The 17,244-nt window shown below is 75.0% G+C and carries 19 protein-coding genes; 2 read left to right on the top strand and 17 right to left on the bottom strand.

Going from position 1 to position 17,244, the window contains the following annotated elements; translation table 11 throughout:
* Nucleotides 1–106: 106 nt before the first annotated feature.
* The 6 genes from M8330_RS14680 to M8330_RS14655 are packed head-to-tail and all read right to left on the bottom strand — an operon-like array spanning nucleotide 107 to nucleotide 6,026.
* On the bottom strand, nucleotides 107–922 hold the full coding sequence (locus M8330_RS14680) for a type III pantothenate kinase (protein ID WP_250827948.1): 816 nt from the start codon (nucleotides 920–922) through the stop codon (nucleotides 107–109).
* Between the two features lie 4 nt (nucleotides 923–926).
* Nucleotides 927–1,850 carry a carboxylating nicotinate-nucleotide diphosphorylase gene (nadC, locus tag M8330_RS14675; protein WP_308196012.1) on the bottom strand — a complete coding sequence of 308 codons (924 nt, stop codon included), beginning with the start codon at nucleotides 1,848–1,850 and terminating at the stop codon, nucleotides 927–929.
* Nucleotides 1,847–3,622 (bottom strand): L-aspartate oxidase, encoded by a 1,776-nt coding sequence (locus tag M8330_RS14670; RefSeq protein ID WP_250827947.1) that lies wholly within the window; start codon nucleotides 3,620–3,622, stop codon nucleotides 1,847–1,849. The genes nadC and M8330_RS14670 overlap by 4 nt, the downstream gene beginning before the upstream one ends.
* Nucleotides 3,623–3,632: 10 nt before the next feature.
* The gene (gene panD, locus M8330_RS14665; RefSeq protein ID WP_250827946.1) at nucleotides 3,633–4,088 is read right to left on the bottom strand and encodes an aspartate 1-decarboxylase; all 456 of its coding nucleotides are present in this window, start codon (nucleotides 4,086–4,088) and stop codon (nucleotides 3,633–3,635) included.
* 37 nt (nucleotides 4,089–4,125) lie between these two features.
* Complete coding sequence (gene panC, locus M8330_RS14660; RefSeq protein WP_250827945.1) at nucleotides 4,126–5,031, bottom strand: pantoate--beta-alanine ligase; 906 nt, start codon at nucleotides 5,029–5,031, stop codon at nucleotides 4,126–4,128.
* A complete protein-coding gene (locus M8330_RS14655; protein WP_250827944.1) occupies nucleotides 5,028–6,026 on the bottom strand; it encodes a Rossmann-like and DUF2520 domain-containing protein in 999 nt (332 codons plus the stop codon). The genes panC and M8330_RS14655 overlap by 4 nt, the downstream gene beginning before the upstream one ends.
* 203 nt (nucleotides 6,027–6,229) lie before the next feature.
* Between M8330_RS14655 and M8330_RS14650 the strand changes: the two genes are divergently transcribed.
* Nucleotides 6,230–7,351 carry a glycosyltransferase family 2 protein gene (locus tag M8330_RS14650; RefSeq protein WP_250827943.1) on the top strand — a complete coding sequence of 374 codons (1,122 nt, stop codon included), beginning with the start codon at nucleotides 6,230–6,232 and terminating at the stop codon, nucleotides 7,349–7,351.
* A gap of 126 nt (nucleotides 7,352–7,477) precedes the next feature.
* Here the strand turns inward: M8330_RS14650 and M8330_RS14645 are convergent, their stop codons facing one another.
* From M8330_RS14645 to M8330_RS14635, 3 genes are all read right to left on the bottom strand, one after another.
* The gene (locus M8330_RS14645; RefSeq protein ID WP_250827942.1) at nucleotides 7,478–8,437 is read right to left on the bottom strand and encodes an ABC transporter substrate-binding protein; all 960 of its coding nucleotides are present in this window, start codon (nucleotides 8,435–8,437) and stop codon (nucleotides 7,478–7,480) included.
* A gap of 218 nt (nucleotides 8,438–8,655) precedes the next feature.
* On the bottom strand, nucleotides 8,656–9,372 hold the full coding sequence (locus M8330_RS14640; protein WP_250054992.1) for an ABC transporter permease: 717 nt from the start codon (nucleotides 9,370–9,372) through the stop codon (nucleotides 8,656–8,658).
* Nucleotides 9,369–10,073, bottom strand: coding sequence for an ABC transporter permease (locus M8330_RS14635; RefSeq protein ID WP_250054991.1), 705 nt, complete (start codon nucleotides 10,071–10,073; stop codon nucleotides 9,369–9,371). Before M8330_RS14635 ends, M8330_RS14640 begins: the two co-directional genes overlap by 4 nt.
* Before the next feature lie 4 nt (nucleotides 10,074–10,077).
* Here M8330_RS14635 and M8330_RS14630 point away from each other — a divergent pair, with 4 nt between their 5' ends.
* Nucleotides 10,078–11,091: an ABC transporter ATP-binding protein gene (locus M8330_RS14630; protein WP_284704751.1), complete on the top strand. Its 1,014-nt coding sequence runs from the start codon at nucleotides 10,078–10,080 to the stop codon at nucleotides 11,089–11,091.
* Between the two features lie 27 nt (nucleotides 11,092–11,118).
* Here M8330_RS14630 and M8330_RS14625 read toward each other — a convergent pair whose 3' ends face one another.
* The 8 genes from M8330_RS14625 to folE all read right to left on the bottom strand — a co-directional run bounded on the left by M8330_RS14625 (nucleotide 11,119) and on the right by folE (nucleotide 17,239).
* Nucleotides 11,119–12,144 carry an LLM class flavin-dependent oxidoreductase gene (locus tag M8330_RS14625; protein WP_250827941.1) on the bottom strand — a complete coding sequence of 342 codons (1,026 nt, stop codon included), beginning with the start codon at nucleotides 12,142–12,144 and terminating at the stop codon, nucleotides 11,119–11,121.
* 120 nt (nucleotides 12,145–12,264) lie between these two features.
* Nucleotides 12,265–13,371, bottom strand: a complete 1,107-nt coding sequence (locus M8330_RS22515; protein WP_250054989.1) for a GNAT family N-acetyltransferase — start codon at nucleotides 13,369–13,371, stop codon at nucleotides 12,265–12,267.
* 186 nt (nucleotides 13,372–13,557) lie between these two features.
* Nucleotides 13,558–14,229 carry a hypothetical protein gene (locus tag M8330_RS14615; RefSeq protein WP_250827940.1) on the bottom strand — a complete coding sequence of 224 codons (672 nt, stop codon included), beginning with the start codon at nucleotides 14,227–14,229 and terminating at the stop codon, nucleotides 13,558–13,560.
* Nucleotides 14,230–14,238: 9 nt separating this feature from the next.
* Complete coding sequence (locus M8330_RS14610; protein ID WP_250827939.1) at nucleotides 14,239–14,751, bottom strand: DUF3180 domain-containing protein; 513 nt, start codon at nucleotides 14,749–14,751, stop codon at nucleotides 14,239–14,241.
* 7 nt (nucleotides 14,752–14,758) lie between these two features.
* Nucleotides 14,759–15,325 (bottom strand): 2-amino-4-hydroxy-6-hydroxymethyldihydropteridine diphosphokinase, encoded by a 567-nt coding sequence (gene folK, locus M8330_RS14605; protein ID WP_250054985.1) that lies wholly within the window; start codon nucleotides 15,323–15,325, stop codon nucleotides 14,759–14,761.
* A complete protein-coding gene (gene folB, locus M8330_RS14600; RefSeq protein WP_250827938.1) occupies nucleotides 15,322–15,744 on the bottom strand; it encodes a dihydroneopterin aldolase in 423 nt (140 codons plus the stop codon). Before folB ends, folK begins: the two co-directional genes overlap by 4 nt.
* On the bottom strand, nucleotides 15,741–16,619 hold the full coding sequence (folP, locus tag M8330_RS14595; protein ID WP_250827937.1) for a dihydropteroate synthase: 879 nt from the start codon (nucleotides 16,617–16,619) through the stop codon (nucleotides 15,741–15,743). The genes folB and folP overlap by 4 nt, the downstream gene beginning before the upstream one ends.
* Nucleotides 16,620–16,621: 2 nt before the next feature.
* Nucleotides 16,622–17,239 (bottom strand): GTP cyclohydrolase I FolE, encoded by a 618-nt coding sequence (gene folE, locus M8330_RS14590; protein WP_272495168.1) that lies wholly within the window; start codon nucleotides 17,237–17,239, stop codon nucleotides 16,622–16,624.
* Nucleotides 17,240–17,244: the final 5 nt, after the last annotated feature.

Genomic DNA, 17,244 nt, shown 5'->3' with positions numbered 1-17,244 from the left:
GACGAGCCCCGGCGAGGAGCCACGAGATCCCCGCACCCGGCCGGGGCGCGCACCGGAGAGGCGTCGGTGGTCTCGAGACAGGACTTCGTCCTTCCTCGACCGCCGGCTAGCGGTGGTTGCGCGCGAAGACCAGGCCCAGACCGAGGAGCGTGAGGTGCGGCTCGACGTCGGTGAAGCAGCCCGCCTCGTCCGCGACGAGGCCGGCGTAGGCGCCGGTGGCGACGACGCGGGTGGTCGCGGGGTCGAGGTCCTGCTCGGCCAGCGCCCGGCGGACGAGTCCCTCGACCATCGCGGCGGTGCCGTGGACGAGGCCGGACTGCACGGCCTCCACGGTGTTGCGGGCGACCACCGAGCGCGGGCGGACCAGCTCGACCTGCCGCAGCTGCGCGGCCCGTCGTCCGAGACCCTCGAGCCCGACCTCCACGCCGGGCGCGATCGCGCCGCCCACGTACTGCCCGGCGGCGTTGACCACCTCGAGGGTGACGGCGGTGCCGCCGACGTCGACCACGACGGCCGGCCCGCCCCAGCGCGTGAGCGCGGCGAGCGCGTTGGCGACGCGGTCGGCACCCACCTCGCGCGGGTTGTCGGTGAGCACGGGGATGCCGGTGCGCACGCCGGCGCCCACCACCACGACCGGCAGGTCGGGCAGGTGCCGCTCGAGCATCTCGCGCCACCGGCCGAGCACCCACGGCACCGTGGCGGCCACGGCGACGCCCTCCACCTCGTCCAGGTGGGGCCCGACCAGGCCGCGCACCAGCACGGCCCACTCGTCGGCGGTGCGGCGCTCGTCGGAGGAGAGGGTCCAGTGCCGCACCACCTCGCCGCCCCGCTCGCCGGGGGCGACGACGCCCAGGGCGGTGCTGGCGTTGCCGAGGACGACGCTCAGCAGCCGCCCGGCGGGCTGCGGTGCAGCGGGGGCCACGGGCTCAGTCCTCCCGGAAGTCCAGGCCGAGGTCGAGCACCGTCACCGAGTGCGTGAGCGCGCCGGAGGAGACGAAGTCGACCCCGGTCTCCCCGACCGCCCGGGCGCGCTCGATGGTCAGCCCGCCGGAGGCCTCCAGGGTGGCCTCGCCACCGGTCAGCTCGGCGTTGATCGCGACCGCCTGGCGCAGCAGGTCGGGACCCATGTTGTCGAGCAGCACCTCCGTGCAGCCCGCCTCGAGCACGGCGCGCAGCTCGTCGAGGTCCTGGACCTCCACCTCCACCCGGATCACGCCGTCGCGCTCGCGGACGGCCCGGTAGGCCTCCACGACCCCGCCCGCGGCCACCACGTGGTTGTCCTTCACCATCGCCCGGTCGACCAGGGAGAACCGGTGGTTGACGCCGCCACCGCAGCGCACGGCGTACTTCTGCAGGTCGCGCCACCCGGGCAGCGTCTTGCGAGTGTCCAGCACCCGGCAGCCGGTGCCCTCCAGCGCGTCGACCCACCGGGCGGTCGCCGTGGCGACGCCCGAGAGGTGGGAGGCGAAGTTGAGGGCGGTCCGCTCCGCGGTGAGGACGCCGGCCACCGGACCGCGCACCGTCATCACGACGTCGCCGGGGACGACCCGGGTGCCGTCGGGCACGCGAGCCAGCACCTCGACGGCCGGGCCGAGCGCGTAGCGGAAGGCCAGCTCGGCGATCGCGAGGCCGGCGACGACGCCCTCCTGGCGGCTGGCCAGGTCGGCGGTCGCCGTGCCCATGGGCGGCATCGCGGCCGAGGTCGCGTCCTCGGCGCCGCCCGGCAGGTCCTCGGAGAAGGCGAGCGCCACGTGCGCGTGCACCGCCTCCGGCGAGAGGCCGGCGTCGGCGATCTCCGCGACCAGCGCGGGGTCCATGCCGGCCAGCGGCGTCTGTCGGATCGCGCTCACGCGGCGCCCTCCCCGTCGGTGTCAGCGGTGGTGTCGGTGGTGGTGTCGGCGGTGGCGTCCACGTCCTGGTCCGTGGCCCCGGCCGGGGAGAACGTCCAGCTCATCTCGCCGTCGAGGAGTCGGACGTCGACGTGGCCGGCCCACGCGGCGTCGTCGCGGTCGGGGTGGTCCTCGCGCCAGTGCGAGCCGCGGGTCTCCTGGCGCAGCGTCGCGGCGCCGGTGAGCGCCGTGGACAGGGTGGCGAGGTTCGTGACCTCCCACGAGTCCAGGTACGGCTCCTCGTCGGTGGCTCCGTGCATCTGCGCGAGCACCTGGTCGGCGATCGCGAGGCCCGCGGCGTGGCGCAGGACGCCGACCTGGTCGGTCATGACCTCCTGCAGCCCGTGCCGGGCCTCGGCAGCGACGAGCCCGGCGGTCCGGGCGTCCTCGACGGGCTCGGCCCACCCGCGCAGCTCACCGGGCAGGACGTCGGCGATCCGGCGCGAGAAGACGAGTCCCTCGAGCAGGGAGTTGGAGGCCAGCCGGTTGGCCCCGTGCACGCCGGAGCAGGCCACCTCGCCGGTGGCGTAGAGGCCGGGCACGTCGGTGCGTCCCCACGTGTCGGTGGCGACGCCGCCGGAGGCGTAGTGGCAGGCGGGGGCGACGGGGATGAGGTCGGTGACCGGGTCGACGCCGTGGCTGCGGCACGTGGCGAGGATGGTCGGGAACCGGCGCTGCCAGAACGCCTCCGGGTCCTCGCCGCGGTCGGTGCCCAGGTGACGGGCGTCGAGCCACATGTGCGGCATGCCGGTCTCGATCATCCGGCGGCGGATGGCCTTGGCGACGACGTCGCGCGGGGCCAGGTCGGCCAGCTCGTGGACGCCGGTCATGAACCGCGTCCCGCCCTCGCTCTCGAGGCCGTCGACGAGGAACGCACCCTCGCCGCGCACGGCCTCCGAGATCAGCGGCTGCTGACCGGCGGCCAGGGGGCCGAGGTACATGACGGTGGGGTGGAACTGCACGAACTCGAGGTCGCGCAGCGTCGCACCGGCGCGCAGCGCGATCGCCATGCCGTCGCCGGTGGAGACCGACGGGTTCGTGGTCTGGCTGAAGACCTGGCCGAGCCCGCCCGAGGCGAGCACGACCGCGGGGGCACGGACGAGGCCGACGCCGTCGTGCTGGCCCTGGCCCATCTCGTGCAGGGTCAGGCCGGCCACGCCGCCGTCCTCGGCCAGCGCGAGGTCGAGGACGTGGGCGCGCTTGACGATGCGGATCTGCGGGTTGCGGCCCACCGCCGCGACGAGGGCGCGCTGGATCTCTGCACCGGTGGCGTCGCCCCCGGCGTGGATGATCCGGTCGCGGTGGTGCCCGCCCTCGCGGGTCAGGGAGAGCTCGCCCTCGGGGTCGAGGTCGAACTGGGCGCCGAGGCCGATGAGCTCGCGGACGGCCTCCGGACCCTCCTCGACCAGCACCCTGACCGCCTCGGCGTCGCACGCGCCGTCGCCCGCGACGAGGGTGTCGACCTCGTGCTCGTGCGGGGTGTCGCCCGGGCCGAGCGCGGCGGCCACGCCGCCCTGCGCCCACCGGGTGGACCCGACGGAGATCCGGTCCTTGGTGACCACGACGACGTCCGCGTCGGGGCCGAGCGCCTCGACCAGCCGCAGCGCGGCGGTCAGGCCGGCGACGCCGGAGCCGACCACGACCACGTCGGCCCGCTCGGTCCAGCCGGGCTCGGGGGCCGCGAGACGGCCGGGGACGGTGCGGCTCGGGAGCCGTGCGGCAGGCGTGGACATCCTGGTCAGGCTAGCGCCCGACGCCGACGGCCCCGACGGCGTCACCCCGGGTGAGACCGGTGCGGGGGTCGCTGACGCGCCCGTCGCCCGTGCCCACGGACGCCGGGTCGCCGCCCGTCTCCAGCACCCGGTTGCGCTCGTCGACGAAGACGACGTGCGGCACGTGCGTGCGGGCCTCGGCGGTGTCCATCTGGCCGTAGGCGATGAGGATGACCAGGTCGCCCGGGTGCACCAGGTGCGCGGCGGCGCCGTTGATGCCGAGCACGCCGGAGCCGCGCGGCCCGGCGATCGTGTAGGTCTCCAGCCGGGCGCCGTTGGTGATGTCGACGATGTGCACCAGCTCGCCGGGCAGCAGGTCGGCGGCGTCGAGCAGGTCCTCGTCGACCGTCACCGAGCCGACGTAGTGCAGGTCGGCCTGGGTCACGGTGGCGCGGTGGATCTTCGAGGTCATCATCGTGCGGAGCACGGGTCCTCCAGGGGTGGGGGTCGTCGACGGGCCGGCGTCAGCCGAGCGAGACGGGCACGTTGTCGATGAGGCGGGTCGTGCCGACCTTGGCGGCCACGAGGAGCCGCGCGGCGGTGCCGGGCTCGGGTGCCTGCGGCAGGTCGCCGAGGGCTGGGTCGGTGAGGGCCAGGTAGTCCGGCTCGAGACCGGGCTCGGCGGCCAGCACGGCACCGGCGGCCTCGAGGACGGCGGCCGCACCGTCCACCCCAGCGGCCTGCCCCGCCAGCAACGCACGGGAGAGCGCGAGGGAGACGCGGCGCTGCTCCTCGTCCAGGTACCGGTTGCGGCTGGAGAGGGCGAGGCCGTCGCTCTCGCGCCGGGTGGCGCCGCCGACGACCTCGACCGGCAGGCACAGGTCGGCCGCCATCTGCTTGATGAGCACGAGCTGCTGATAGTCCTTCTCGCCGAAGATCGCGAGGTCGGGGCGGACCAGCCCGAAGAGCTTGGCCACGACGGTGAGGACGCCGCGGTAGTGGCCGGGCCGGGTGGCCCCCTCGAGCACCTCGCCCAGCGGGCCGGGCTCGACGGTGACCTGCGGCTGCGCCGGCCACGTCGGGTACATCTCGGCGACCGTCGGGGCGAAGACGACGTCGACCCCGGCCTCGGCGCAGACCTCGAGGTCGGCGTCCAGGGTGCGGGGGTAGCGGTCGAGGTCCTCGCCCGCGCCGAACTGCAACGGGTTCACGAAGACCGAGACGACCAGCGGGCCGTCGCCGACCTGCTCGCGGGCCGCGCGCATGAGGCTCGCGTGGCCGTCGTGCAGGGCGCCCATGGTGGGCACCAGGCCCACGCGCCCCGGCCGCCCGAGCACGACCTGGCGCTCGGCGATCGCCGCCGCCAGCTCCTCACGGGTGCGGACGAGGACCGGGCGCCGGGTGGCGGTCGCAGTGGTGGTCGCGGTCATCGGACGTCCCCCTGGTAGCCACGCATGGTCGCGCCGAGGGTCTGCCCGGACGTCGCCCGCGGAGCGCTGCGGGAGAGCAGCCGCTCCTCGGCGTCGGCCAGGACGGTGCGGACGGCGGCGGCGCGCAGCGCGGTGAGGCGACCGTCGAGCACCGCCCGGGAGACCGTGGCCTGCGCGAGCGCCAGGTAGGAGCCGAGCGTCTGCGGTGCCTGGGCGAGCAGGTCGCTCACGTGCGCGCGGACCGTGCCGACGTCCCCGCGGACGATGGGGCCGGTGAGCGCCGCGTCCCCGGACTCCAGCGCGTTGGCGAGCGCCGCCTCGAGCAGCGGGCGCAGCGTGCCACTGGTGTCGTCGACGCCGGCGGAGGCCAGCACCTCCTTGGCCTCGGCCACGAGCGTGACCAGGTGGTTCGCGCCGTGCGCCAGGCCCGCGTGGTAGAGCGTGCGGCGGCTCTCGGGCACCCAGGTGGGGCGGCCGCCGAGGTCGGCGACGAGCCCGTCGAGCAGGTCGTGCTCGGCCTCGTCGGCGGTCAGCCCGAACACGCAGCCGGCGAGCCGGTCGAGGTCGACGGCGGTGCCGGTGAAGGTGAGCGCGGGGTGCAGGGCGCCGGTGCGGGCGCCGACCGCGCGGGCCGGCTCGAGCACGGCGAGGCCGTGTCGGCCGGAGGTGTGCAGCACGACCTGTCCGGGGCGCAGCGCGCCCGCGTCGGCCAGGGTCGTGGCGACGTTGCGCAGCATGTCGTCGGGGACGGTGAGCAGCAGCAGGTCGGCGGCGCGGGCGACGTCGGTCGGCTTGCGCACTCCGACGCCCGGCAGCAGGTCGGCCAGGCGCCGACGGCTCGCGTCGGACTCGCCCGAGGCGGCGACGACCTCGTGGCCGGCGGCGCGCAGGCGGGCCGCCAGGACGGCTCCCACGCGGCCGGCGCCGATGACGCCGATCCTCAGGCGGGCGCGCTCGGGCTGGGTGGGTGCCACGTCGGTGTGGGCAGGGTGCATCCTCAGGACCTCTCCGTTCCCGTCCCGGCCGTCCACCTGCCCCTGGTCTCAGGGACGGGCCGGCTCCGGGTACAAGACGTCTGGTGTTCCGGTGACCACGGTACGACCGGGCGGCCGGGTTCCGAACATCTCCTGGGAGTGGCGCAGGTCACATGCGGACGCCCGTCGTCCTCCCGAGCACCCGGCTGACTACGGTGACCGCCATGACGCCGCTGACCGGGCTCCTGCGCCGCACCCCTCCCCTGCTGAGCGTGGTGGTCACCGTCCGCGACGACGAGGACCGGCTCGCCGCCTGCCTCGACTCGGTGCTCGGCCAGGAGCACGGCCCGCTCGAGGTGGTCGTGGTGGACGACGGCTCGACCGACTCCTCCGCGGACGTGGCCGACTCCTACGCGCAGGCGCACCCCGACCGCGTCCGCGTGCTGCGACGCGAGCGCGTGGGCACCGGCGCCGCCCGCAACGCCGGCGTGCAGGTGGCCACCGGGGCCCTGCTCGCGTTCGTCGACGGCAGCAGCGTCGTGCCTCCCGGCGCCTACGCCGCCCTGTGGAAGCAGATGCGCCGCAGCGGCGCCGACGTGGTCACGGGCTCCTACGCCCGCTGGGAGGACGACCGCCTGCTCGAGCCCGCCCGCATGCGGCACACGCACGCGCGCCGGGCGTGCCTGCTCGAGCAGTACCCGCGGGTCCTCGGTGACTCGATGGCCGGCAACAAGATGTTCAAGCGGAGCTTCTACGACGTCGCCGGCCTGGCCTGGCCGCTCGGCGAGCTGGCCGGGGACCCGGCGGGCGACGCGCCCACCACCACGCTGGCCTACCTGCAGGCCCGGTTGATCGGGATCGTGCCCGAGGTCGTCCTCCACTGGCGCCCGGCCGACGACGACGGCGCCGGCTCCTCGCCCGAGGACCTGGAGGCGCTCTGGCGGGCCAAGCGGGCCACGCTGGGGGCGGTGGAGGAGTACGGCTCGGAGAAGGTGTCCGAGACGTTCCGCGGCTCCGTGCTGGCCGCCGACCTGCCGCGCCACCTGGCCGAGGTGCCGGGGTGCAGCGACGCCTGGTGGAGCGCCCTCCAGCGCGGCGTCGTCTCCCTGTGGGGGCCGCACGGCTCGCTCGTCGACGCCGCCCTGGCCCCCGAGCACCGGCTGGTCGGCTGGCTGGTCGAGCAGGACCGCCGGGCCGAGGCCGAGCACGTCGCGACGCTGGTCCGCGAGCACGACGGGTCGCTGCCCCGCAGGGTCGAGCCGCAGGGCCGCGTCATCGACGTGCCGGACCTGGACCGCGCCACCGTGCCCCGGGCCGCCATCGAGCTGCGGCCGAACGAGAAGTAGCCGGCGCCGCGACCTTCCCGGCCCCTCCCGCCCGGCCCCGCTGTCCCGGCCCCTCTCCCGGCCCCTCCAGCACGACGACGCCCCCGGACGCGGGCTGCGTCCGGGGGCGTCGGGAGACGGGCTGCGTCAGAGCAGGCCGGCGTCGGTGAGGAACTCCTGCGCCACGTCGGCGGGCTTGGCCCGGTCGACGCTGATCCGGCCGTTGAGCTCGGCGAGGGTGTCGGTGTCGAGCGCCGCCATCAGCGGGTCCAGCACGTCGGCCACGTCGGGGTGGGCGTCCAGGAACTCGGTGGAGATGGCCGGCACCAGGTTCTGGGCGGGCTGGATGCCCTGGTCGTCGTCCAGGACGACGAGGCCCTGGGACTCCAGCGTGCCGTCGGTGGTGGAGGTCTGGCCGAGGTCGGACTCGCCGTCGATCACCGAGGAGTAGGTCTGCTCGGAGGCGTAGCCCAGCGGCAGCAGCTTGGTGATGTCGATGCCGTAGACGTCCTCGAGCCCGGCCTCGCAGTCGGCGCGACCCTCGCAGTCGGGGGCCGCCGCGAGGACGACCTTCTGGCCCTCGAGGTCGGAGAGCGCGGTGACGCCGTTGGCGTCGGAGTAGTCCTGGGTGACGAAGTAGGCGTTGGCGTCCGCGGCCTCGGAGACGTCGAGCAGGGTGATGCCCGCGGCGTCGAGCAGGTCCGCACCGGCGTCCGCCATGTCCTGGCCGTCGGCCTCGGTGAAGGCCTCGGCGTTCGCGCCGTTCTCGCGGGTGTTGAGGAAGTTGACGATGCCGCCCACGTACTCGGGCACGACGTCGACGTCGCCGGGGAAGTCGGCCATGTAGGCGTCGCGGGCGTCGACGAGCTGGAGGGTGACGTCGTAGCCGGCGTCCTCCAGCAGCAGCTGGTACATGTTCGAGACCAGCTCGGCCTCGGCGAAGCTCTGGCTGGCGATGGTGAGCGGGCCGCCGGCCGACGCCGAGGACCCCTCGGAGCTGCCGCTGTCGGAGGCCAGGTCGTCGCCGGCGCAGGCGGTGAGGGCGACGGAGAGCGCCAGCGTGCCGGCGAGGGCGCCGAGGGCACGGCGCAACGGGGTCTGCTTCATGGCGGGGTCCAACCTTCTGTGTCCCGCGGCCCACCCGGCAGGGTGCGGACCGCGCGTGTCCGGTCAGCGGGAGGGCCCCGCTGCCTCGTCCTCCCGTGCTGCGGCCGCCGAGCGCGGCCAACGGAGGGACGACGGTCGAGCCTAGGCGCGGCCGCCGACATTCCTGGCTCACCCGGGTGAGGGGTCCCGTGGCGGGGCGCCCCGCGGTGCCGGCGGCCTCAGGCCCGCAGGTGCGCGGGCGCCACCAGGCGCTGGGCGAGGGCCGCGAGCAGCTCCAGGACGAGCGCCACCAGCGCGACCACGAGCGCACCGGCGATGCCCTGGCCGTAGAGGGTCCGGTAGAAGCCGTCCGTGATCACCCGGCCCAGGCCCGGGCCGGCGACGAGGGCCGCGATCGTGGCCGTCGCCCAGATCTGCACCAGGGCGAGCCGGACGCCGGTGGCGATCAGCGGCATCGCCAGCGGCAGCTCGGTGCGCCAGAACAGCTGGCTCCCGCTCATCCCGAGGCCGGTGGCCGACTCACGGACGTCGGCCGGCACCTCGCGCACGGCCGTGTAGGCGTTGGTGATGATCGGCGGCAGCGCGAACAGTGCCAGCGCCACGAGCGTCGAGACCCCGGCCCGGCCGAACGGGCCCGCGTAGGCGGTGCCGGGGAAGAGCCCGCCTGTCACGTCCCAGGGGTCGGCGGCGACCAGGAGGGCGAGCAGCGCGAAGGTCGGGATGGCCCGGCCGACGTTCGAGACGTTGACGGCGAGGAAGCCGCCGCGGCCGAGGTGCCCGAGCCACAGCGCGACCGGCAGCCCGACCAGGAGCGCCAGCAGCAGCGCCACCAGCGTGATCAGCAGCTGCTGGCCGAGCAGCTGGAGCATGCCGCCGGAGCCGGTCCAGCTAGCCGGGTCCGTGAGGAACGCCCAGGCGTCGGAGAGGACGGTCATGCGCCCGCCCCCGTCCGGGTCCACGGCGTCAACAGCCGCTGCACCAGCACCAGCACCACGTCGAGCGCCACCGCGATGACGACGCAGAGCACGGCGGCGGTGAGCAGCTCGGCACGGAAGTCGCTGGTGACACCGCTGGCGATGAGGTTGCCCAGCCCGCCGTGGGCGACCAGCGAGCCCACCGTCGTCAGTGCCACCGTGGAGACGGTGGCGACCCGCAGCCCGGCCATCACGACGGGGATCGCCAGCGGCAGCTCCACCCGGAGCAGCAGCCTGCCTCGTCCGTAGCCCAGGCCGGTGGCGGACTCCCGCACCTCCTCGGGCACCGAGCGCAGGCCGTCGAGGAAGGCGCGGACGAGGACCGTCAGCGCGTACAGCGCGAGCCCGATCACCACGGTGGTGGCGCTGAGGCCGGTGAAGGGCACCAGGAGCGGCAGCAGCGCGATGGAGGGCACCGTGTAGAGCCCCGTGGCCAGCCCGAGGATCGGCGACTCGAGCCGGGCGTAGCGCCGGGCCAGCAGCGCCAGCGGGAAGGACAGGGCCAGCGCCACGACCACGGAGACGAGCGTGATCTGCAGGTGCTGCACGGTCGCGTCGGTGATCTCGGTGCGGTAGTCGGAGACGTACTGCCAGCACAGCCAGTCGTTGGTCAGCCGTGAGTAGCAGGTGGTCCCCGCGTCGGCGCTCGCCAGTAGGGTCACGCGCATGGACGCTACCGGTGACGGCACCGCCTCCTCGACCACCCCGATGATCAGGCTGCGTGGCCTGGGCAAGCGCTACGACGACGGCACGGTGGCGGTGCACGACCTCGACCTGGACGTCCCGCGCGGCTCCCTGACCGTGCTGGTCGGCCCCTCGGGCTGCGGCAAGTCGACGACGCTGAAGATGATCAACCGACTGATCGAGCCCACCCACGGCACGATCGAGATCGACGGCCGCGACGTCACCGGCCTCGACGCCACCGAGCTGCGCCGCGGCATCGGCTACGTGATCCAGGCCGTCGGGCTGTTCCCGCACCAGCGGATCACCGAGAACGTCATGACCGTGCCGCTGCTGCTCGGGGAGTCCAAGAAGGTGGCCCGCGAGCGCGCCGAGCACCTGCTCGAGCTCGTCGGGCTCGACCCGGCCGCGCAGGGGCGCCGGTTCCCCCACCAGCTCTCCGGCGGTCAGCGCCAGCGCGTGGGCGTGGCCCGGGCGCTCGCCGCCGACCCGCCCGTGCTGCTGATGGACGAGCCGTTCGGCGCCGTCGACCCGGTCGTGCGGGTGCGGCTGCAGGAGGAGTTCGGCCGCCTCCAGCGCGAGCTGGGCAAGACCGTCGTGCTGGTCACCCACGACATCGACGAGGCCATCGCCATGGGTGACCGGGTCGCCGTCTTCGCCGAGGGCGGCCGCCTGGCCCAGCACGGGTCGCCGGCCGAGGTGCTCGCCCACCCGGCCGACGCGTTCGTGGCCGACTTCGTGGGCGCCGAGCGCGGGCTGCGCCGGCTCTCGGTGATCGAGCTGACCCGCGAGCACCTCGAGCCGCTCGACGGGGTCTCCGGCGGCGACGTCGAGGCCGTGGTCGACCTCGGCTGCACCCTGGAGGAGGCCCTGGCCACCATGCTGCGCCACGACCAGCCCCGGGTCGCGGTGCGCGACGGGCGCGTCGGCTTCGCCGGCGTCCTCACCCCCGGTGGGCTGCACCGCGCACTGCGCGCGTCCCTGGCCGACTCCGCCTGACCCCACTGCCCGACCCCTGCGCCGAGGTCAGCGGGCGGGCGACCAGCCGAGGAACGGGCCGAGACGCGTGGCGTAGTCGGTCAGGATCTGGACGAGGTCGGCCTCGCCGAAGGTGAACGGCAGCGCGAACGCGACCTCCTCGACCTCCGCGAAGGCCGCGTGCGCGGCCAGCCGCTCGGCCAGCTCCTCGCTCGGGCCGACGAGGTCGGGGGCGAACAGCAGGCCGCCCGGCCCCTGCGGGCTGCGGGTGCGCTCGAGGCGGGACGCGGCGTACTCGGCGTAGCGGCGCGCCTGCTCGGGGCTCGCGGAGTCGGTGGGGATCACCACCAGGCCCTGGGAGACGCGGGCCGCCTCGCCGGCCGGGTGCGCCGCCCGGAAGGCCCGGACCTGCTCGGCCTGGAGCGTCGCGAAGTCGGGCTCCTCCCCCGGCTCGGCCCGCACCCCCGTCAGCACGGACGAGGTGAGCAGGTTCAGCCCCTGCGCGGCCGCGAACGCCACCGACCGCAGCGACCCGGCGCCGTACCAGACCCGCTCGGCCAGGCCGGCCGCCTGCGGCTGCACCTGGCGCGAGAAGGTCTCGATGCCCACCGTCCCCTCGAACGGGCTGGCCGGCTCGCCGCGCAGGTGCCCCAGCAGCCGCTCGACGCGGGCGTAGGTGAGGTCCTCGACGTCGGCGGTGTCGGGGTAGAGCGCGCCCTTCACGTCGTCCCAGCGCATCGGCGGGCCCACGGAGACTCCCGGGTTCAGCCGGCCGCCGGAGAGGACGTCGACCGTCGCCCAGTCCTCGGCCAGGCGCAGCGGGTTCTCCCAGCCCAGCGGCGTCACCGCCGTCCCGAGGTCGATGCGCGAGGTGCGCTGGGTGGCCGCCGCCAGCACCGCGACCGGCGAGGAGATGCCGTGCTGGAGGTGCCGGTGCCGCAGCCACGCGGAGTCCAGGCCGAGGCGCTCGCCGTGCTCGATCAGCCGCAGCGTGGACTCGTGCCCCTCCCGCGGCGAGGCCGGGTCGAAGAGACCGATGGTGAGGAAGCCGAGGCGCTTCAGGGGGCGGTTCACTCCCCCAGCCTAGGACGCGGTGGTTGAGGCTTCATCCACCACCGCTCGACACATAGTGCGCGACGAAAGGCACCTCGTCGGCGGCGATTCCGGTGCTTTTCGTCGCGCACTATTGGCGGCTCAGCCCACCGGGACGTCGAAGTGCCAGGACTGGGTGACGTACTTGGTCCGCCAGCCGAGGCCGGAGTAGAGGCGCTGGGCACCGGTGGAGGAGTCCGCGTCGACCTCCAGGCCCACGGAGCCGCGGCCACGACGGGCGGCGTCGGCGATGATCGTGCGCAGCAGGCCGGTGGCGACGCCGCGGCCGCGGGCGGCCTCGAGCACGCCGATGTAGGAGACGTAGGACGAGCCGGGGCCGGTGGAGGACTCCGAGGCCTCGCCCACCAGCGCACCGACGGGCTCGGGGTCGCCCTCGCCGTCGACGATCTCGGCGATCCACCAGTGGCTCCACCGGTGCCCGGGCTCCTCGCGCGTGCGGCGCAGGAACTCGGTGAAGGTCTCCTCGAAGGAGTTGAAGTGGTCCTTGAACGCCTGCTCGAGCACGTCGTGGACGGCGCGCAGGTCCTCCTCGGCCGGCAGGTCGCTGCCCTCGCGGTCGACGAGCCGGAACCGGATGCCCTTGCGCTCCCAGTCGGTGGGGTCGGGCACGAGGTCGGCGTCGCCCTCCTCGCCGGGGCGGCTCATCTGCCACCAGGTGCGGACGTGCCGGAAGCCGGCGCCGGTGAGCCAGCGGGCCTGGCGCTCGTCGTCCTCGAAGGCGCCGGTGTCGATCTGCTGGGTCGGCAGGCCGCGGGCGGCGCCGATGGCGCGGGCCTGGCCGCGGGCCCACTCGAACAGCGCGTCGGAGCAGGCGTCGGCCTCGGCGCCGTGCAGCTCGCGGGAGACGACGTGCACGAACAGCATCCGCCCGCCCGCGCGGTCGTGCACGCTGCCCCAGGCCTGGATGGTGCCGGCGGCGTCGCGGACGACGACGTTCTCCCGCGTCAGCAGGCCCTGCTCGGAGACCTCCAGCAGGACGTCGTCGACGCCGGCGCCCGCCCAGCCGCGGCCGTGCCGCTCGTGGGCCCGCAGCAGGTGCGTCAACCGGGCCACCTGGAACCGGTCGCCGGCGTCGGGGCTGTCGACGTGCCACCCGACGGGCAGCTCGGTGCGCTCCACGAGCTCGTCGGGGTCGTCCTCGAACCGGCTCACGAGGTCGGTCTTGATCTCAGGCAGCGGGTCAGTCACGGCACGACATCATGCCGCACCGGCCTCACCCGGCAGGAGCCAGCACCGGTGCCCGACACCCGTGCGCGCGGGTCCGGACGCGACGACGTCGCCCGGCCGGACGAGGAAGGGGGTGGTGTCCGGCCGCGCGACGTCGCTGGCCCACCGCCTGAGTGAGGGATGCGGCGGGCGTCCTGGGGGCGGTGCTCAGGCGTGGCGGCGCGAGGCGGCCTCGGCGCGGTGCCACGCGGCGGTGACCTGCTGGAGCTCGGCGCGGAGGGTCTCGACCTCGCCCTCGAGCTCGGCGAGGCTCACGATGGCCTCGGCGGCGCGGTTCTCCGCCTCGTCCCGGCCGACCTCGGTGCGGCGCTGGAGGCGCTGGAGCTCCTCGTAGCGGCGCTTCTCCACGCCCAGGGCGCGGACGCCCTCGGCGACGTGCTTCTGGGCGCCGCCCAGCTCGGTGCCGAGCTCCTCGAGCGCCTTCTCGCGCTCGGCGATCTGCTCGTTCAGGGTGGCGACGCGGGCGGCGTGCTCCTCGGCCCGGGCCTCGGCGAGCCGACGGTAGGCCTGGGCCTGCTCGGCGCGGTCGCGCTGGTGCTCGCGGCGGGACTCGCGCAGCTCGGCGTAGGTGATCCGGCTGGCCGCGAGGCCGAGGACGACGGAGGCCACCGCGGCCGCGCTGACCAGCAGCCACGACCCGGTGGGCACGGCGCCGACGACCAGCAGCGCCGAGAGCGCGACCAGGCCGGTGGCGACGGTCAGCCGGGTGGAGCGCTGGAGCCGGCGCGAGGAGGAACGACCGGGCGTGCCGGCGTCCTGCGCCTCCCCGCCCTGGTCAGCTGTGACTGATGTGGCGGAGGGGGCAGAAGTGGTGCTCATGGACGCAGGCTAGGCGTCGGAGTCGTCTTCGGGGACGCGACACGCGCGTTCCAGCAGGATCCCGCCCGCCACGACGACCACCGCGGCCAGCGCGGCGAGGCCGGACAGGACGAGTCGCTGGGTGGCCGCCTCGGAGGGCACACCGAGCCAGCTGATCGCGTAGCCCAGGTACCCGCCGCCGACCAGGGCGCCCACGTAGGTGGCCGCGCGACCGAGCGCCAGGCGGTTGACGGCACGGTGCGCCTCGAGCCGCTGCCGGCGCACGTGCACCTGCCGGTGAGTGGCCCGAGCGGTGACGAGCAGGCTCACGCCGACCAGCGCCAGGACGGCCGGCGGTGCCCACGTCACCAGGGGCGCGGTGCCGAAGAGGGCGACCGCGACGCGGTGGTAGGTCCAGCCGATGACGATGCCGAGCACGACGAGCGCCGTCATGGCGCCCGCCGAGGCGGGCTGGATGGTGCCCTGGGTGGGCTCGTCCTGACCGTCGTCGGGGTCGGGAGGAGGGTCGAGCGGCGGGGTCACCCCCGCGTCACTCGATCTCGAGCGTGATGTCCTCGCGCAGCGTCACGCCGTCGGTGCCGAGGTCGGCCAGCAGGTCGGCGACCGGGCCGGCGTCGGGGAGGACCGCGTCGGGCTCGAGGTCGTACCAGGGCTTGAGGACGAACGCGCGCTCCTTGGCCCGCGGGTGCGGCAGGCGCAGGTTCTCGTCGTCGCTGCGACGGTCGCCCACCACGATCAGGTCGACGTCGAGGGTGCGGGGCGCGTTGGCCTCCCCGCGCTCCCGGTCGAAGGCGTCCTCGACCGTGAGGCAGCGCTCGAGCAGCCGGTGGGCGGCGAGCGTGGTGTCGCACAGCAGCACGATGTTGAGGAAGTCGTCGGAGCCCGGCGGGCAGTTCACCGGTGCGGTCTCGTAGACGGCGGACACGGAGGTGACCCACACGTCGGGGGTGTCGGCGATCGCGTTCACGGCGCCCTGGAGCGTGGTCACCCGGTCGCCGAGGTTGGACCCCAGCGACAGCACGGCGCGACGGATGGGGCGCATCTCCCCGGTCAGCGTGTCGGCGTCGATGATGTGGGGGTTCGGGGTCTCAGTCACGTGAGGTCCTTGCGTGTCCGGGTGATCGTGAGCGTGACGTCGGTGAACGTCGCGTCGATGGGTGCGTCCGGCTTGTGGACCGTGACCCTCGCCCATTCAACACCGTCCTGCAAGAGGCAGGTACCGGCGATCCGGGTCGCGAGGGTCTCGATCAGGTCGACCGGGTCGCGCTCGACGGCCGCCTTCACGGCCGCCGTGAGGCTGCCGTAGTCAACCGTGTCGCGCAAGTCGTCCGAGGCCGCGGCCCGACGCGTGTCGACGCCCAGCACGAGGTCGATGACGAACGTCTGACCGGTGCGCTTCTCGTGCTCGAAGACGCCGTGGTGGGCGAAGCACTCGATGCCGGTGACGCTCAGCTCGTCCAGCCCGGTCACGGGCCCGTCCACCGGCCCCGTGGCCGACCCTGCGGAGCCGCTCATGCGTCCTCCTCGCTCACGGCGAGGCCCAGCGCCGTCGCCGCTGCGAGGGTGTCACGGGCCGCCCGGACGTCGTGCACCCGGACCCCCCACACGCCTCGGCGCGCGCAGTCGAGGACGACGGCCTGGTGGGCGTGCTCGCGTCCCTCGACCGGCCTCGGGGAGCCGTCGGGCCCCGGCAGGAGCGCCCCCAGGAAGGACTTGCGGCTGGCGCCCACCAGCAGCGGACGACCGAGCCCCTCGAGGGCGTCGAGGCCGCGCAGCAGCTCCCAGTTCTGCTCCCCGCGCTTGGCGAAGCCCAGCCCGGGGTCGAGCACGACCCGCTCGGGTGGGAGGCCGGCCGCGGCGAGGGCGTCCAGGCGGGCCCGCAGCTCGCCCACGACGGCGCCGACGACCCCGCCGGGGCCGTCGTAGGAGGCCAGGTCGTACATGGCGTCGGAGTGGCTGCGCCAGTGCATGGCCACGAAGAGCGCGTCGGTGCCGGCGACCGCGCCGGCCATCGCCTCGTCCGCGAGGCCGCCGGAGACGTCGTTGACGACGACGGCGCCGGCCCGGACGGCCGCGAGGGCCACCTCGGCGCGCATGGTGTCCACCGAGACGGCGGCGCCGGCCGCGGCGAGGCGCTCGATGACGGGCACCACCCGGTCCAGCTCCTCGGTGACCAGCGGACGGGTCGCACCGGGGCGCGTGGACTCCCCGCCGATGTCGAGGACGTCGGCCCCCTCGGCCAGCAGCGCGAGACCGTGCTCGACGGCCGCGTCGCGGTCGAGGAAGCGTCCGCCGTCGGAGAAGGAGTCGGGGGTGACGTTGACGACCCCCATGACGCGCGGGCGGCCCAGCGGCGCCAGCAGCGCCGCGGCCTCCTGCGAGACAGCCATCCTCAGCGCGTCCCGCCCCGGATCAGCGCCATCGCCTCGGAGCGGGTGGCGGCGTTGTGCATGATGCCGCGCACGGCGGAGGTGATGGTCCGGGCGCCGGCCTTGCGGACGCCACGCATCGTCATGCACAGGTGCTCGGCCTCGATCACCACGATCGCGCCGCGGGCCTCGAGGATGTCCATGAGGGCGTCGGCCACCTGGGTGGTGAGCCGCTCCTGCACCTGCGGGCGCTTGCTGTAGACGTCGACCAGCCGGGCCAGCTTGGACAGGCCGGTGATCTTGCCGGAGGCCGCCGGGATGTAGCCGACGTGCGCGACGCCGGTGAAGGGCACCAGGTGGTGCTCGCACATCGACCACAGCTCGATGTCGCGCACCAGCACCATCTCGTCGTGGCCGAGGTCGAAGGTGGTGGTGAGCACCTCCTCCGGCTCCTGCCGCAGGCCCTGGGTCAGCTCGGCGTAGGCCCGGGCGACGCGCGCGGGGGTCTCGTGCAGGCCCTCGCGGTCGGGGTCCTCGCCCATGGCCGCGAGCAGCTCGCGGACGGCGGCCTCGGCACGGGCGTGGTCGAACTCGGGGACGTCGGCGCGCGAGCGCTCGGGGAGGGTGACGGGGTCCGTCATGCGGG

Source organism: Nocardioides bruguierae (genome assembly GCF_023656415.1).
GTDB classification, from domain to species: Bacteria; Actinomycetota; Actinomycetes; order Propionibacteriales; family Nocardioidaceae; genus Nocardioides; species Nocardioides bruguierae.
Note: the sequence above shows the minus strand (reverse complement) of the source record. Positions and strands in the feature narration are given on the sequence as shown.

What these genes read in the sequence shown, in the direction of transcription:
- M8330_RS14670 (WP_250827947.1), bottom strand. Translation starts at nt 3,622, where the DNA reads ATGTCCACGCCTGCCGCACGGCTCCCGAGCCGCACCGTCCCCGGCCGT.
- panC (WP_250827945.1), bottom strand. Translation starts at nt 5,031, where the DNA reads ATGACCGCGACCACCACTGCGACCGCCACCCGGCGCCCGGTCCTCGTC.
- M8330_RS14655 (WP_250827944.1), bottom strand. Translation starts at nt 6,026, where the DNA reads ATGCACCCTGCCCACACCGACGTGGCACCCACCCAGCCCGAGCGCGCC.
- M8330_RS14650 (WP_250827943.1), top strand. Translation starts at nt 6,230, where the DNA reads ATGACGCCGCTGACCGGGCTCCTGCGCCGCACCCCTCCCCTGCTGAGC.
- M8330_RS14645 (WP_250827942.1), bottom strand. Translation starts at nt 8,437, where the DNA reads ATGAAGCAGACCCCGTTGCGCCGTGCCCTCGGCGCCCTCGCCGGCACG.
- M8330_RS14640 (WP_250054992.1), bottom strand. Translation starts at nt 9,372, where the DNA reads ATGACCGTCCTCTCCGACGCCTGGGCGTTCCTCACGGACCCGGCTAGC.
- M8330_RS14630 (WP_284704751.1), top strand. Translation starts at nt 10,078, where the DNA reads ATGGACGCTACCGGTGACGGCACCGCCTCCTCGACCACCCCGATGATC.
- M8330_RS14615 (WP_250827940.1), bottom strand. Translation starts at nt 14,229, where the DNA reads ATGAGCACCACTTCTGCCCCCTCCGCCACATCAGTCACAGCTGACCAG.
- folB (WP_250827938.1), bottom strand. Translation starts at nt 15,744, where the DNA reads ATGAGCGGCTCCGCAGGGTCGGCCACGGGGCCGGTGGACGGGCCCGTG.
- folP (WP_250827937.1), bottom strand. Translation starts at nt 16,619, where the DNA reads ATGGCTGTCTCGCAGGAGGCCGCGGCGCTGCTGGCGCCGCTGGGCCGC.
- folE (WP_272495168.1), bottom strand. Translation starts at nt 17,239, where the DNA reads ATGACGGACCCCGTCACCCTCCCCGAGCGCTCGCGCGCCGACGTCCCC.